Here is a 13975-nt window from a genome sequence, read left to right on the forward strand (position 1 = left end):
ATCTAGCTGCCAGACGTAGAGGTTGGCTTCGCCTTGGCCTGGCGCCATTCGCGGATAAGCTTGCGCCGCTCGTCTTGAGGCATGGCCTGAAACTGCTCACGGCTCATTTTATTGTCGTCGAGAAGCTTAGCGATCTCCTCGCGTGTCGGGCGCCCTGTCGGCGGGCCGCCATCGGCGGAGGGTGCGCCTTCCTCCCGTGGAGGTTGCGGCGCGTTTGCTTCTTCTTCGGTGCGCACAGCAAGGCCAGCGCTGACCTCGGTAATGCGGGTGGTTAGTATCTGGTCGCCTTCGTTCACGCCTGTCGCGATGATTGCGTCTTCGCCTTCGTAAGCGGCGACATCAACCTTGCGCTCTTCGAGCTTGCCATCAACCGCAACGTAGACAGTGTCGGAGCCATATATCGCCGTAACCGGGACGCGGTAACTGTCGGAAAACGTCACGTCCGGCACGGTCACTTCAACGAAAGCACCGGGCCGCAGTGCTACTGCGTTATCGGCATCGCCCACTTGCGCATAGACCTCAACGCCACCGCGACTGGAGGCGATTTCTGCACCGAGGCGATCAATCGTTGCTGGCCAAACATAGCTTTTGCCGCCGACGGTCCATGTAACATCAACCACACGCCCTAACAGTCCGTCTTGCCCCGTTTGCAGACGTCCATACTGCTCGTCGGTGAGCGTGAAGCGCGTTTCCAGCGTGCCTTCTTCGTAAAGCGAAACGACCACATCGTTGGCGCTAACCAATCTGCCAACATCAGCAGCCGCGCTGCGCACGATGGCTGTGAAGGGAGCGACGAGCTTGGTGCTGTCAAGGTTGCGCTGCGCTTGCTCAACTTTCCATTCCAGCCGTTGCAAAGATGCCTGAAGCTGCGCGAGGCGTGCTTGCTCAACCTTTATGGTATCTTGCGCCAAAGCGCTGGCCTGCCGCCGCTGACTCACCACCAATTGGCGGGCTTCACGTTGTTGTTCGGTTGATTGGCCGCGTTGGCGAAGGCGGGTTATGCGGTCCAGATCGGCCTGCGCAAAAGCAAGCTGCTCTTGCAGGCTTTCCAGTTTGGAGTTTTCAAGCTGTATGCGGGCTTCGTTCTCGGTAATCCGGCTTTTTGCTTCCAGCAAATTCGACTGTGCTTCTGCAAGCGCCCCCTTGTATTCAAAGCTGTCGATTTCGACGAGCGTTTCGCCCTTTGCGATGGTTTCGCCAGCGCGCAGCTTCGCGTTGACCGCAACAATCTCGCCAGAAACCAGCGAACGCAGTTCCACCGTCCGCGCGGCTGCAACCTGACCGTAAGAGACAAAAGTGGGTTGATTGTCCGCCGCCGACGCCGTGAAAAGATCAACCGTGTACGCTGATTTAAACGAAGGGCGGCTCTTTGTCGGTGGTTTGGAGTCGATGATACGGTTCATCACCATCACCGAACCGGCAATGATGAGGACCATGAAGATGGCCTGGCCAACAGAACGGGCGATGCGCACGACGTTGGCGGCTTCTTTTGATAGCGCTGGTTTAGTCTGCGCGTTTTCGGCCGCCGTATTGTCGTCAGTCATCTCGTAACGTTCTGTTTCATCGACTTTTTTGAGCATCAAGCGCTCCTAACGGTGTATCGCGCAAATACAATTTCGGCTGCATGTATCGTATAATCTATACGAGCAGAACCAAGTTAAAGTTTGTAAAGGCGGCTCCCGATGCGCGAGACAGCGGCTCTGTCGCACCGCTGCTCATTCCTTACTTGCAATTACCTACCATACTTTCAGCGTTGCAAATGCGGCAAATTCACGGGTTTGGTTACTGTGACGTTGTAAATTCGCTGGGGCTGAAGCGGTATGTGCTGGAGCAAAATTCGCAGGTCACCGTGATTTCACCCTCTTCCGTGCTTTCATTCAATTGTTCGGCTGTGAAGCCGGAAAGCACACCGCGCACATTGTCCTCTGAACAACCGCAATCGTCGAACACCGGGTTGGCGTCAAAGGCATGAACGCCGTGCTCATGGAAAAGGCGGTATAGTAGCCGTTCCGGCTCCACATCACGATCCGTCAACTCGAGATCCTCAACCGTACCCATCAGCGCCAAGGCTTCCGCCCAAGCATCGTCGGTTGAGAATTCATAATCTTCCGCGCCGTCGCCGCCGTGCAAATCCTTTTGCCGCATCCGCTCTTCGGAATCGGGTAAAAATTGCAGCAACACGCCACCAGCGCTCCAGCCACTGATCGGTTTGCCGTCTTCGCCACGGGTCAGCGTTTCGCCAACAGCAAGCCGCACCTCGGTTGGGATCTGTTCTGACTGAAGAAAATAGCGCCGCGCCACCTCCTCCAGCGTGATCCCGTCCAGCTGCACGATGCCCTGATAGCGTTGCATGTAAGTGCCTTGGTCGATGGTCATGGCAAGAATGCCGTTGCCCATCAGCGACGGGGCGTCGGATTTTCCCTCTGCCACCAGTGCATCAACCGCCTCGCGGTCAAAGTTTGCGTAAGCGCGCACGGATGAAGGCGTGCGAAACTCCGTCACGATCAGCGGCACAGCACCATCGGTTTGGGTTTGGAGGATAAATTTGCCCTCAAATTTCAGCGCGGTGCCGAGCAAAACCGTAAGCGTCACCGCTTCCGCAATCAGACGGCTTACGGCCTGGGGATAATCGTGCCGTCCCAACATCGCATCCAGCATCGGCCCAAGCTGGACCGCGCGTCCGCGCACATCGAGCGGAGCGACCTGAAACGGAATGACGGCATCGAGCCCCGCCAGCGCGATTGCGGCAGTTTCCTGGGTTTGAGCCATGTGATTGCTTTCCGGCGGCGCGAGGCCCGCCTCTATTCAAATTTCGCCGCTATATTTGGGGAGGCTTGTAGCCCGGTGCAAGGGACCACATTAGGATGCTCTTTTGAGCGTGCAGGCGGTTCTCGGCCTCGTCAAACACCACAGATTGTGGCCCGTCGATAACAGCGTCCGTCACCTCTTCACCGCGCTTTGCAGGCAGGCAGTGCATGAACAATGCATCATCCTTGGCGGCTTTCATGATCTGCTCATTCACCTGATAAGGCGCAAAGGTGTTGTGACCACCAGCCTTTTCCTGACCCATCGACACCCATTTGTCCGTGACGATCAAGTCTGCCCCCTGCGCCGCCGCCGCCGCATCGCGGATCAATTGAACAGCGCTGCCGCCAGATTGCGCTTCTGCTACATAGCGGTCTTGGGGGTCGTGGCCTTCCGGCACGGCGATGTTCACGTCGAAACCAAAGCGCGGCGCGGCCTCAAGAAACGAATGAAGCACATTGTTGCCGTCACCATACCACGACATCGTCTTGCCTTTTACAGAGCCGCGATGTTCTTCCCACGTCATGACATCGGCCAGGATCTGGCAGGGATGCGTGTCGTCGGTCAGCGCGTTTATCACCGGCACGGTCGCGTATTCTGCCATTTCCAACAGGCGGTCGTGCTCGGTTGTGCGGATCATTATGGCGTCCACATATCGCGATAAGACACGGGCTGTGTCCGCAATTGTCTCGCCGGTACCTATTTGCGATCCCGAAGAATCCAGTATCAAAGTCTCGCCGCCAAGTTGGCGCATGCCAACATCGAACGACACGCGTGTGCGTGTCGAAGGCTTGTCAAAAATCATCGCTAGCATTTTTCCTGCCAGCGGCTTTTCAGCGGCGACGGCCTCGCGTGCGGCTTTGATAGCCTTGGCGTCGTCAAGAATAGCTCTGAGTTCATCCGCATCGAAGCGGGCAATATCGAGAAAGTGTCTGGGCATGGCGGTTACGCTTTACCCATGGCGGTTAAAGCCGCATCCATGCGGTTCACCGCGTCGGCCAGGACATCAAGCTCCACATTGAGCGGTGGCAACAGGCGCACGACGTTGTCGCCAGCAGGAACGCTCAGCAGATGCTCGCTTTGGAACGCGGCGACCACATCAAGATTGGATGCCTTGCACTTCAAACCTTGAAGCAGACCCTCGCCGCGCACTTCGTCGAGCAGATCGCTATGGCTATCAACCAATTCGGCCAGCCGCTGCCGCAGCCAGATCGCCTTGTCCTGAACGTCTTCGAGAAAGCCCTCTTCCAGAACCAGATCAATCACAGCATTGCCGACCGCCATAGCCAGCGGGTTGCCGCCATATGTCGTGCCGTGGCTGCCCGGCGTCATGCCTTCGGCTGCGGCCGCTGTTGCGAGGCATGCGCCAAGCGGAAAGCCACCGCCAATGCCTTTGGCAACAGCCATAATGTCTGGCTCGGCAGAACCCGCATCGTTGCTGGCCCATTCGTGGGCGAAGAATTTGCCTGTCCGGCCGACGCCGCACTGCACTTCATCGTAAATCAGCAAAATGCCATGCTGATCGCAAAGCTGGCGCAGGCCACGCAAGCATTGGTGCGGAACGGGGCGGATGCCGCCTTCGCCTTGCACTGGCTCGATTAGGATAGCGGCTGTCGTCTCCCGTGCAGCCGCTTCCTTCAGCGCCTCGTGGTCACCGAAAGGCAATTGGATAAAGCCTTCAACCTTGGGGCCAAAACCCTCAAGATATTTCTCGTTGCCCGTTGCTGCGATTGCTGCGAGCGAACGACCGTGAAAGGCGCCATCAAATGTGAGAATATCGATGCGCTCCGGATTCCCATTAGCATAATGCAAACGCCGTGCCGTCTTGAACGCCAGTTCCAGTGCTTCCGTGCCGGAATTGGTGAAAAACACTTTGTCGGCAAATGTATTCTCGACCAACTTGTTTCCAAGTTCTGTCTGACCCGGAATGTCGTAAAGATTGGAAACGTGCCACAGCTTTTCGGCCTGGTTCTTGATCGTCTCCACCAAAACCGGGTGCGAATGGCCAAGCGCCATCACGGCGATGCCACCGGCGAAATCCAGATAGGTCTCGCCATCTTCAGTAAACAAGCGCGAACCTTCGCCACGTTCGAAGCGCAGGGGCTTGCGCGCGAATGTGTTGAAGATCGGTGATGTATCGCCTGTCGCGGGCGCCGGATGGGGAGCCATGATGTGTGCACTTCTGTTTGCAACAAAAAAAGCCGCCAGCGGCGGCATTGAAATTGCATCTTATAATGGGAGCCTGCGGTGTCAATTCATCTTCAACCCAAGCGCTTTCGGCTTTTTCTTCGCAATGCAAAGGGCCGGGAGGCGGCTTGAGAGGGTTAAAAAGAGATTAATTTTGCGCCAACACCGCAGGTTTTCCCCGATTTCGGGAATTTTGATTCGTTTGGTTGGGGACAAGTTGAAAAATTGATTCGTTCGCTGACAAGGACTCTTGCCGCTGACTCCGCAGCCCTCTAGTTTGCCCCTCAACGAGACTGCGCAAGAAATCTGCGGGCTCAAATCCAAGTATTATCCCCGTAATTTTTGGGGTTTTTCAATTTAGCCATTGGCTGATGCTGGATTTTTGCGCGCTTATTTCTGCGGCAGCGCAGTCAATGTCGTTGGGTATTCAGCAGGATATTTCCAACGGTCAGAGATATACGAGGAGCACAAATATGGCCTGGACCGATGATCGCGTTGCGAAGCTAAGCAAACTCTGGGCCGATGGCCTGAGCGCCAGCCAAATTGCGGCTGAACTGGGCGGCGTAACGCGTAACGCTGTGATCGGTAAGGTTCACCGCTTGGGCCTGTCGGGTCGGGTGAAGTCGAACACTGGCGGTGGTGCGAAACCACGCCGCAAGCCGACAACAACGGCGCGAACAGCATCAAGCACTGGCACCTACCAGCGCGCGCGCCCATCAACAGGCCGCACCAACAAGGCAAAAGCTGCGCCAGATGTTGACGGCGAAGTTCTGACCAAGCCAGTCGAAAGCTTGGTCGCGCCGGAGTCGAAAAAGCTGACGCTTCTGGAAATCACGGAGTTCACGTGCAAGTGGCCCCATGGCGACCCAACGATGCCCGGCTTTTCCTTTTGCGGACACAAGACCAAAGACGACAAGCCTTATTGTGAGTTTCACAACAAGTTGGCCTTCCAGCCACCAAGTGAGCGCCGTCGCCGCCGCTAGGCTTTTGCATCCAACAAATTCCAAAAGCCCGCCTTTTTTGGCGGGCTTTTTGCTTTATGTGGTTGGCTCGCGACAGTTGACAGAGGGCAAGCGGTGCGATTGCCTCGCCGGACAGGTGTTGGAGGGCTAAGTGCGATGTTGAACATTACCATTGGCGGAAAGGCGCGGAAATTCGATCTTGAAGATCCGCAATTGCCCCATTGGATCGCTGATGAGGCGTTTGGCTCTGGCCTTTATCCCTATGATGAGAAATTGAAGCGCTCCGCTTACAACAGCCAACTCGATGCCCTGCATCTGGAGCTTGTGAAGCTTCAGGCGCATCAGCAAAAGACCGGCCAGCGCATCATAATCATATTTGAAGGCCGGGATGCCGCCGGTAAAGGCGGCACCATCAACGCTGTGCGCTCCTATCTCAATTCCCGCCATGCCCGCACAGTTGCGCTCACCAAGCCGACCGAGACGGAGCAAGGCCAGTGGTATTTCCAGCGCTATGTCGATCACTTTCCAACCGATGGCGAAATGATCCTTTTCGACCGCTCTTGGTATAATCGAGCAGGCGTCGAACCTGTGATGGGTTTTTGCACTCCTCAACAACACAAGCACTTCCTCGCTCAGGTGCCGTCTTTTGAAAAACAGATAACCGATGAAGGCATCGCCTTTTTCAAGATATGGCTGAATGTCGGGCAAGAAATGCAGATCAAGCGCTTCCACGATCGCCGTCACAACCCCCTCAAAAGCTGGAAACTGTCGCCCTTGGATATCAAAGCGATGCAGAAGTGGGACGACTACACCGCAGCGCGTAACTTGATGTTGAAAAAGACCCACACGCCCCACGCGCCGTGGACGATTGTTCGTTCAAACGACAAACGCCGCGCACGCATCAACACGATGCGCCATATTCTTCGCTCACTTAAATATGAGGGCAAAGACACCCGCGCGATTGGTCGACTAGACCCCCAGATCATCGGGCAAGGACCATTGTTCATCAACAAGGCAGGGGCTTAGCAACGTAGCTTAGCCGCTTTCACGAACGCGAATAGAATAGAGATCAAGCGCACGCCCTGTGCCTTCGAAATCTGTGTTGATGGAGATAAATGCATCTTCGTCAGCGCCAAGCGTCACATCATTTATCAGCACGTCAAAAAGCACAGGACGTGGGTTTGACCCAGCGACAAAGCGCTTACGCCCACACTCTCCCATCGTGCCAAATTCGCAGAAAATCACAAAGCTCTGGTCTTCATCGCCGCCGGAGCGAACGATAAGTTCGAACGTCGCGGATTTGCCTTGTAATTCGTTCATTGAACCGCGTGGCAAACGGATGAGCAGATTGTTTGTTAGCGCCGCATCCGGCGAGGCAAGACGCATGATTGGCCGCGTTCCGTCCTGCTGCAACTCCGCAGCGCCCGCGCCAGGCGTGCCGACGTTTTGTGCGTTGTCTTGCGGAGCAAAGACTGTCACCCAACCTTCCTCATCCTGCGCACCGGCGGATGCTCCAGATTCGAAAGTGCGCGGTGGATTGGGCACACCGCCGCCAAGTTCTTGTTCAATCAGCGCACGGCCATTGGAATATACCCACCAGCCACCGACGCCGAGACCGACAAGTATGATTACCCAAAGCAAAATCTTTGCGTAGGGTTTTTTCTCTCGCAAGGCATCACCGATGTAGGCTTCGGGATATTCCGTGTCCTGCGGTGGCGAGGGCGGTTCTGGAATTTCGCGAATGGATGGTGCTACTGGCCGCGAAACAGATGGCTCAGGCGACGATGAACCGGCCGGTTGTTGGCGCGATGCCGAAAGCTCGCCAGTTGGAGCAGGTGCACTTGGCTGGGAAACCCGAGGAGTATCGACCTGCGGTGTTGCCCGAGTTGGTGCACTGATCTGGGGCTCTGGCCGGAATGGTTTTTCAGCCTTTGGCGCTGGAGCAGGTGCATCGATGGGGGCAGGCGTTGGAGTTGCTGCGACCGGTGGTGGCATGGGCGCAACTGGCGCGGTGGGAGGTGGCGGCGGTGTTGGTTCCTCGGACGCTGTTTTTGTTACATCCGCTAAGTATTCGCCCTCGATGGAAGCAATAGCTTCGTTAAGTTTCACGCGCTGTGCCTGAACGACTTCGGGCGCCAATGCATCGTTGCCTTCCAGCATACGCTGCAAAGCCTGACGTGCTGAATCGTAAATTTTCTCGCGTGCTTCCGGCGTCGGATCGGCCTGTTTTGCCAATGCGCCTCGGATCAGATCTTCGAAACCGGCCACACAAATTCTCCCGCCACAGCATTCGTTCCTTTCTAACCGCCCTAGAGCCGATTGCAAACGTCTATAAACCCGCTTTCCCACGGCGAGCGCACCGGAATTGAGCGACAACAGACCATAAGGACGCAATTGACGTATTGGTAAGAAGTCTTAGTGTGGCGCAAAATTTGACATCCAGCGGAAAAATGAAAATGGCTCTTCCTTCAATTCTTAAAGACAATCTTCAATTGCCGGTGGTCGCCGCGCCGCTTTTCATCATTTCGCACCCGCCATTGGTGATTGAGCAATGCAAGGCCGGTATTGTTGGTTCGTTCCCTGCGCTCAATGCCCGCCCTGCGGCCCAGCTGGATGAATGGCTGCACGAAATCACCGAAACGCTGGACAAATACAACCGTGAAAACCCGGACAAACCCGCCGCGCCGTTTGCTGTCAACCAGATCGTTCACAAATCGAATGACCGTTTGGAACACGACTTGGAAATGTGCGTAAAATATAAGGTGCCAATCGTCATCACCTCGCTGGGCGCACGGCCGGAGGTCAACGATGCCATCCATTCCTATGGTGGCATCACGTTGCACGATATCATCAACAACCGTTTCGCCCACAAGGCAATTGAGAAGGGCGCTGATGGCCTGGTTGCTGTTGCAGCCGGTGCTGGCGGCCATGCGGGAACGCTGTCGCCGCTGGCTTTGATCCAGGAAATTCGGGAATGGTTTGACGGCCCACTGCTGCTGTCCGGCGCAATTGCTCGTGGTGATTCCGTGCTGGCAGCGCAGGCCATGGGCGCTGATCTTGGCTACATCGGCTCCGCCTTCATTGCCACCAAAGAAGCCCGCGCGGTTGACGAGTATAAGGAAGCGATTGCTGAGGGTAAGGCGGACGACATCGTCTACTCCAACCTCTTCACTGGCGTTCACGGCAACTACCTGAAGAAGTCTGTCGTCAATGCCGGGATGGACCCGGACAATCTGCCAGAGAGCGATCCCAGTGCTATGAATTTCGGTTCTGATACCACTAAGGCTTGGAAAGATATCTGGGGTTCTGGCCAAGGCATTGGTGCAATTGACCATGTGATGACGACCGCTGAAATGGTGCAGCAATTGAAAGACCAGTACGCCGCCGCTCGCGAGCGCCTGTTCGCCACTTAATGCAAGACGGCATCCAGCAGTGGGTGCCGCTCACCGTTCAGCAGATAGTCTGCCAACGCATCACCCACTATGGGGGCCCGGAGAAAGCCACTTCCTGCGTGGCCTAGTGAGAAAGCAACTCTTGGGTTCGCGCTTGAACGACCCAGTGCCAGCTGGCCATTGCCGATCTTTGTGCGAATTCCGCTTGTCACACCGATCAGAGGCATGTCGCGCAGGCCCGGAACGATGGGCGCTGCGCGAGAATACAGCATCTCGATAACATCATCGGCTACATCGTGGTGGTCAATTCCGTGCTCGTAAGTAGGTCCGATGATCAGTCGGCTGCCCAAACGCGGGCAAAGCGTGCCATCGCGGTGTTTGATGAGATGCCTGATCGGCTGCGCAGCGCCGCTCATGTCGACGACTAAATTGACGCCGCGAACTGCGCGGCTGACTGGCAAGTCTTCCGGCGTTCCAGCAACACTATTTGCGCCCAATCCGTTTGCGAAAACCACGGTTTCTGCCGTAACGCTGCCGCCATCTTGCGAATGAACGATCACATCAGAAGCCGTTGTTTCCAAACGCTCCACGGACCAACCGGTTTTTATGGTTCCGCCTGCCTTCTCAATCGCCACCGCCATCGCAGCGCACACCGTCGCCCCATTGGCCCAACGAACGATTGGCACATAGGCTGCTCTTACGAGATCTGGCGAAAGCATCGGCTCGCGCTGCAACAGTTCGTCTGTTGATAGCAGATCGACATGCCAGCCATAGTCTGTGCGCTCGTCGTAGTCGGCAACAAACCGTTCCAGATTTTCGGCAAGCGTCACACGAATTTGCCCCTCGCGCCAATATTCAACATCGGTGCCGCTGTCTGAAGAAAGCCGTGCGGCGTAGTCTTCCCAGGCTTGCAACCCTTCCCACTCCAACCGCCTGATCGGCGTCGTACCAAGCCGCGGTTCAAGGTAGCACGTCGCTGCACCGCTCGCGCCGCTGCCGACACTTGCGGCTTCCAACACGGTCACGTCGGCACCCTTTTGCAACAGCGCCCAAGCGAGCGACAGCCCGGCAATGCCTGCGCCAACGACAACGATCATATGGCATCTTCCAAATATCCAGCAATCATATGCCGCTTGTTGCCAAAGCCGGGTCGGCGTTCAACCTGAAATCGCGCCTGCCGCAGATTCTGTCGCACCCAGCCCGCTGCCGTATAGCTGGCAAACCGGGCACCCGGGGCGCTCGCTGCAGCCACGCTTTCCATCACCTGTACTGACCACATTTGCGGATTGCGCGCAGGTGCAAAGCCATCAAGAAACCAAGTATCAACCGGATGTTCAAAACGCTCTAGCGCGATCGTCACATCTTCCATGACCACTTGCAAAACCGTTTGCTCGTCAATCTGAACGGGACCGTTTGCCAGCTCTTCCCAAATTTCCAGCAAATGCTCTTTGAGAGGGGAAAGGTCGCTCCAAGGTGAAAGCGCGCGTTCTAAGTCTTGCGCAGACATGGGAAAGCCCTCGACCGATTGAAAGATAAGCTGCTGCCCTTCAACGCGATTCTCGCGCCAAGTGGCCCACGTCTCAAGAAATGAAAGCCCTGTTCCAAAGCCCAATTCCCCGATCACACAGTCAGACATCCCGCTCCAGCGCTCCGGCAGGCCATTGCTCTGCAGAAACACAAAGCGTGTTTCCTCGCGCCCTTTGCCGCTGCTGAAATAATGGTCTTCAAACTGCGTTGAGTAAGGCTGGTTCGCCTCGTCCCATTCCAAAACAGCGCGCTGTCTCGGCGTGACCGCCACCCAATTGTCTTTTTCATTGTTCATGCAAGCGTCTTAGAACGACTAGAAGCATGCTGGCAAAGTCCCGTTCATTCTTCGCTTACCCTGCGCCTTGCCGTCGACTTGCGCCGTGCGTTGCATCGGCCTAGGGACAGAGAATGAATTGGCCACCTTGAGAACAGCTTGAAGGGCTCCCCGATGACCACTGATATCGACCACATTCTTGACCGCCGAAGTCTGCGCAAAAAGGTGAGCTTCTGGCGCATCGCCGCGCTTCTAGCATTTGCCGCCGTTGTGCTGGCTCTGCTCTCCTCTCTGGGCGTTTTCAAAGGTGCAGCCACCGCCGTCGATCATATCGCTCGCGTTGAAATTGAAGGCACGATTACAGAAAACCGCAAGCTGCTTCAGCTGATCAAAGAGGTTGAAGACAACGACAATGTCAAAGGCGTTGTGCTGGTCATTGATTCGCCCGGCGGCACTACCGTTGGCGGGGAGGCCATCTATGAGGCGGTGCGCAATCTTACCGAAAAGAAGCCGACCGTTACCAGCGTAGGAACCTTGGCAGCATCTGCCGGATATATGATTGCCTCTGCGACCGATCACATCGTGGCACGCAATTCGTCTATTGTCGGTTCTATTGGTGTGATCATTCAATATCCCCAAGCTTCAGAATTGCTGGCGAAAATTGGCATAGAAATGAAAGAGGTGAAGTCCTCCCCCTTGAAGGCAGAACCATCACCGTTCAACGAATCGCCCCCCGAGGCTACCGCAATGTTGCAGACGCTAATCGATGATGGTTACCGCTGGTTTGTCGATCTGGTAACCGAGCGGCGCAAGCTACCGCGCGAAGAAGTGCTGCGGCTAGCCGATGGTTCAGTTTATTCAGGCACCCGCGCGCTTGACCTGAAACTCATCGACGCTTTGGGCGGCGAAGATGTTGCACGCAAGTGGCTGGTCGATGAAAAGGGACTGTCCGACGACCTGAAAGTGCTGGACTGGAAAGTAAAGTCCAACGTCTCTGCCATTCCCTTTACCGCTCGTGCTGTGAGATGGATGATGGGCGATACAAGCAGTGGCCTTGACGGCATCGACCCGGACACGCTGCCCGCCATCGTACCAAAGCGTCTGTTTCTTGACGGCTTGTTGTCCGTTTGGCACGGTTGACTGGAGAACATAAAAAAGACTTTATACGTGTTGCCGTTGGGTAAGGCTTGGGAAACTTACGCAGGCAACAGGTGGTTCAAGCAGCGACAAAACCCAGAAATTGACGCTGTTTTGAATTTGAGAAATACATTTTCGGAGAGGGCGATGCGTCGGAGATAAGGCGCTTCGGAAAAAGCATGATTAAATCGGAACTGGTTCAGAAAATTGCTGAACAAAACCCACATCTCTATCAGCGCGACGTCGAAAACATCGTCAACGCGATTTTTGACGAGATCACCGGCGCGCTGTCAGACGGTGATCGCGTTGAACTGCGCGGCTTTGGTGCTTTTTCGGTGAAACACCGGGGTGCACGCACCGGCCGCAACCCGCGCACGGGAGAAAAGGTTGAAGTGGAGGCCAAAGCGGTGCCATTCTTCAAAACAGGTAAAGAATTGCGCGAACGGCTCAACGAACAATCCTGATTGTCGATCAGGGCAGCAGCCAAAGCGCCAGCGTTAATGACAGGAACTGACTAATGCTCAAGCGGCTGCTGATCCTATTGATAATTGTCCCGATCGCCATCATCGTGATTTGGCTGGCGGTAAACAACCGTCAGCTCATTCAGGTATTCATTCCGCCGGATGTGGGCGGGGAACCGCTGTTTTCTTTCCAAGTGCCTTTGTTTATCGCATTCTTTGCAACGCTCTTGGTGGGTATCTTGATCGGCTCTTTCACCACGTGGCTGAAACAGGGCAAGCACCGCAAAGCAGCGCGTGTGCGTAAGGCAGAGGCGACCAAATGGCACTTCGAGGCCGATAAAGAAAAAGAACGTGCCAACGAGCTTGCTCAGAAGGTCGCTTCAGCAGACTCAAGCCCCGCGGCTCGTGGCTTGCCTTCGCCGTCAAAGGCCGCTTAGCTTCAAAAACCAAACAGACCAAAAACCAAGGGTTTTAGGGGCGGCTCTAGCCGAATGAATAGGTGATGAAAGCCAAAATGGCGCAAATTACCAAACCCCAGAAGAAGCAGCTCCAGTGATTTTCGCTGTAAGTTGAATCAGCCATTTCGGTATTCCCTCAAACAAGACTATTGGTGGCGCACGCCATTTTGACTTTACGTTAGCCGCATCGGGCCCAGATGGTCAAAACCGAGAGCTGTGAATAACTCACGCGTCAACGGCTTCTTCGCCTTCTCCCGATACGATTTCTGAGAAATTCTCAAAAAATTCGTTCGCGAGCTTTGCTGCTGTGCCGTCGATAAGCCGCGAGCCGAGTTGCGCCAGCTTACCGCCTACCTTCGCATCGACGCTATAATCAAGTTGGGTTCCGCCTTCCACTTCTGTCAGCTTCACATTCGCACCGCCCTTTGCGAAGCCCGCGATGCCGCCTTTGCCTTCACCCGTAATTGTGTAGCTTTCTGGCGCCACTATATTTTCTAGCGTCACTTCGCCCTTGAAAGTCGCTTTCACGGGTCCAACCTTGGCAACGACTTTTGCGGCCAACTGGTTTTCGCCGATCTGCTCCAGCTCTTTGCAACCGGGAATCGCCTGCCGCAAAACATCTGGGTTGTTCAGCGCCATCCAAACCGTTTCGCGGTCTGCCGGGATAATGTGACTTCCGTTCATTTCCATAGTGGTGGTTCTCGTTTTGGCGTAAACAACAAAACACATTGAAGCGCGGCGCAGGCCAGCTTGCAACCAAGACTTTCCGCCA

14 protein-coding genes are annotated in these 13975 nt (G+C 55.5%); 6 read left to right on the top strand and 8 right to left on the bottom strand.

Going from position 1 to position 13975, the window contains the following annotated elements; translation table 11 throughout:
- Positions 1-2 precede the first annotated feature (2 nt).
- From ACFQ14_RS11610 to ACFQ14_RS11625, 4 genes are all read right to left on the bottom strand, one after another.
- On the bottom strand, positions 3-1580 hold the full coding sequence (locus tag ACFQ14_RS11610; RefSeq protein WP_377212895.1) for an efflux RND transporter periplasmic adaptor subunit: 1578 nt from the start codon (positions 1578-1580) through the stop codon (positions 3-5).
- Positions 1581-1782: 202 nt separating this feature from the next.
- Positions 1783-2769 carry an Hsp33 family molecular chaperone gene (locus ACFQ14_RS11615; protein WP_377212896.1) on the bottom strand — a complete coding sequence of 329 codons (987 nt, stop codon included), beginning with the start codon at positions 2767-2769 and terminating at the stop codon, positions 1783-1785.
- Positions 2770-2818: 49 nt separating this feature from the next.
- Positions 2819-3745 carry an ornithine carbamoyltransferase gene (argF, locus tag ACFQ14_RS11620; protein WP_377212897.1) on the bottom strand — a complete coding sequence of 309 codons (927 nt, stop codon included), beginning with the start codon at positions 3743-3745 and terminating at the stop codon, positions 2819-2821.
- 5 nt (positions 3746-3750) lie between these two features.
- Complete coding sequence (locus ACFQ14_RS11625) at positions 3751-4974, bottom strand: aspartate aminotransferase family protein (RefSeq protein ID WP_377212898.1); 1224 nt, start codon at positions 4972-4974, stop codon at positions 3751-3753.
- Between the two features lie 491 nt (positions 4975-5465).
- Here ACFQ14_RS11625 and ACFQ14_RS11630 point away from each other — a divergent pair, with 491 nt between their 5' ends.
- Together ACFQ14_RS11630 and ppk2 are read left to right on the top strand one after the other, a co-directional pair.
- Complete coding sequence (locus ACFQ14_RS11630; protein ID WP_377212899.1) at positions 5466-5975, top strand: GcrA family cell cycle regulator; 510 nt, start codon at positions 5466-5468, stop codon at positions 5973-5975.
- A gap of 135 nt (positions 5976-6110) precedes the next feature.
- Positions 6111-6980, top strand: a complete 870-nt coding sequence (gene ppk2 / locus ACFQ14_RS11635; protein ID WP_377212900.1) for a polyphosphate kinase 2 — start codon at positions 6111-6113, stop codon at positions 6978-6980.
- A gap of 9 nt (positions 6981-6989) precedes the next feature.
- On the opposite strand, the gene ACFQ14_RS11640 is transcribed toward ppk2, so the two are convergent.
- Complete coding sequence (locus ACFQ14_RS11640; RefSeq protein ID WP_377212901.1) at positions 6990-8222, bottom strand: hypothetical protein; 1233 nt, start codon at positions 8220-8222, stop codon at positions 6990-6992.
- A gap of 188 nt (positions 8223-8410) precedes the next feature.
- Between ACFQ14_RS11640 and ACFQ14_RS11645 the strand changes: the two genes are divergently transcribed.
- The gene (locus ACFQ14_RS11645; protein WP_377212902.1) at positions 8411-9367 is read left to right on the top strand and encodes an NAD(P)H-dependent flavin oxidoreductase; all 957 of its coding nucleotides are present in this window, start codon (positions 8411-8413) and stop codon (positions 9365-9367) included.
- On the opposite strand, the gene ACFQ14_RS11650 is transcribed toward ACFQ14_RS11645, so the two are convergent.
- A complete protein-coding gene (locus ACFQ14_RS11650; protein WP_377212903.1) occupies positions 9364-10443 on the bottom strand; it encodes an NAD(P)/FAD-dependent oxidoreductase in 1080 nt (359 codons plus the stop codon). The two genes, ACFQ14_RS11645 and ACFQ14_RS11650, sit on opposite strands and share 4 nt — an antisense overlap.
- Positions 10440-11168 (bottom strand): tRNA (5-methylaminomethyl-2-thiouridine)(34)-methyltransferase MnmD, encoded by a 729-nt coding sequence (mnmD, locus tag ACFQ14_RS11655; RefSeq protein WP_377212904.1) that lies wholly within the window; start codon positions 11166-11168, stop codon positions 10440-10442. The genes ACFQ14_RS11650 and mnmD overlap by 4 nt, the downstream gene beginning before the upstream one ends.
- 153 nt (positions 11169-11321) lie before the next feature.
- On the opposite strand from mnmD, the gene sppA reads away from it, so the two are divergent.
- The 3 genes from sppA to ACFQ14_RS11670 all read left to right on the top strand — a co-directional run bounded on the left by sppA (position 11322) and on the right by ACFQ14_RS11670 (position 13182).
- Positions 11322-12287 (top strand): signal peptide peptidase SppA, encoded by a 966-nt coding sequence (sppA, locus tag ACFQ14_RS11660; protein WP_377212905.1) that lies wholly within the window; start codon positions 11322-11324, stop codon positions 12285-12287.
- A gap of 176 nt (positions 12288-12463) precedes the next feature.
- Entirely contained in the window at positions 12464-12748 is a 285-nt protein-coding gene (locus ACFQ14_RS11665; RefSeq protein ID WP_377212906.1) for an integration host factor subunit beta, read from the top strand.
- Positions 12749-12801: 53 nt separating this feature from the next.
- Entirely contained in the window at positions 12802-13182 is a 381-nt protein-coding gene (locus ACFQ14_RS11670; RefSeq protein ID WP_377212907.1) for a LapA family protein, read from the top strand.
- 246 nt (positions 13183-13428) lie between these two features.
- Here ACFQ14_RS11670 and ACFQ14_RS11675 read toward each other — a convergent pair whose 3' ends face one another.
- The gene (locus ACFQ14_RS11675) at positions 13429-13893 is read right to left on the bottom strand and encodes a CoxG family protein (protein ID WP_377212908.1); all 465 of its coding nucleotides are present in this window, start codon (positions 13891-13893) and stop codon (positions 13429-13431) included.
- Positions 13894-13975: the final 82 nt, after the last annotated feature.

The sequence above is a fragment of the Pseudahrensia aquimaris genome, from assembly GCF_042676045.1.
Classification (GTDB): domain Bacteria; phylum Pseudomonadota; class Alphaproteobacteria; order Rhizobiales; family Rhizobiaceae; genus Pseudahrensia; species Pseudahrensia aquimaris.

Bases quoted from the DNA above. Each gene is read 5' to 3' on its own strand.
- ppk2 (WP_377212900.1), top strand. From the start codon at position 6,111: ATGTTGAACATTACCATTGGCGGAAAGGCGCGGAAATTCGATCTTGAA.
- mnmD (WP_377212904.1), bottom strand. From the start codon at position 11,168: ATGAACAATGAAAAAGACAATTGGGTGGCGGTCACGCCGAGACAGCGC.
- ACFQ14_RS11615 (WP_377212896.1), bottom strand. From the start codon at position 2,769: ATGGCTCAAACCCAGGAAACTGCCGCAATCGCGCTGGCGGGGCTCGAT.
- argF (WP_377212897.1), bottom strand. From the start codon at position 3,745: ATGCCCAGACACTTTCTCGATATTGCCCGCTTCGATGCGGATGAACTC.
- ACFQ14_RS11625 (WP_377212898.1), bottom strand. From the start codon at position 4,974: ATGGCTCCCCATCCGGCGCCCGCGACAGGCGATACATCACCGATCTTC.
- ACFQ14_RS11645 (WP_377212902.1), top strand. From the start codon at position 8,411: ATGGCTCTTCCTTCAATTCTTAAAGACAATCTTCAATTGCCGGTGGTC.
- ACFQ14_RS11675 (WP_377212908.1), bottom strand. From the start codon at position 13,893: ATGGAAATGAACGGAAGTCACATTATCCCGGCAGACCGCGAAACGGTT.
- ACFQ14_RS11630 (WP_377212899.1), top strand. From the start codon at position 5,466: ATGGCCTGGACCGATGATCGCGTTGCGAAGCTAAGCAAACTCTGGGCC.
- ACFQ14_RS11610 (WP_377212895.1), bottom strand. From the start codon at position 1,580: ATGCTCAAAAAAGTCGATGAAACAGAACGTTACGAGATGACTGACGAC.
- ACFQ14_RS11665 (WP_377212906.1), top strand. From the start codon at position 12,464: ATGATTAAATCGGAACTGGTTCAGAAAATTGCTGAACAAAACCCACAT.
- ACFQ14_RS11670 (WP_377212907.1), top strand. From the start codon at position 12,802: ATGCTCAAGCGGCTGCTGATCCTATTGATAATTGTCCCGATCGCCATC.
- sppA (WP_377212905.1), top strand. From the start codon at position 11,322: ATGACCACTGATATCGACCACATTCTTGACCGCCGAAGTCTGCGCAAA.
- ACFQ14_RS11650 (WP_377212903.1), bottom strand. From the start codon at position 10,443: ATGATCGTTGTCGTTGGCGCAGGCATTGCCGGGCTGTCGCTCGCTTGG.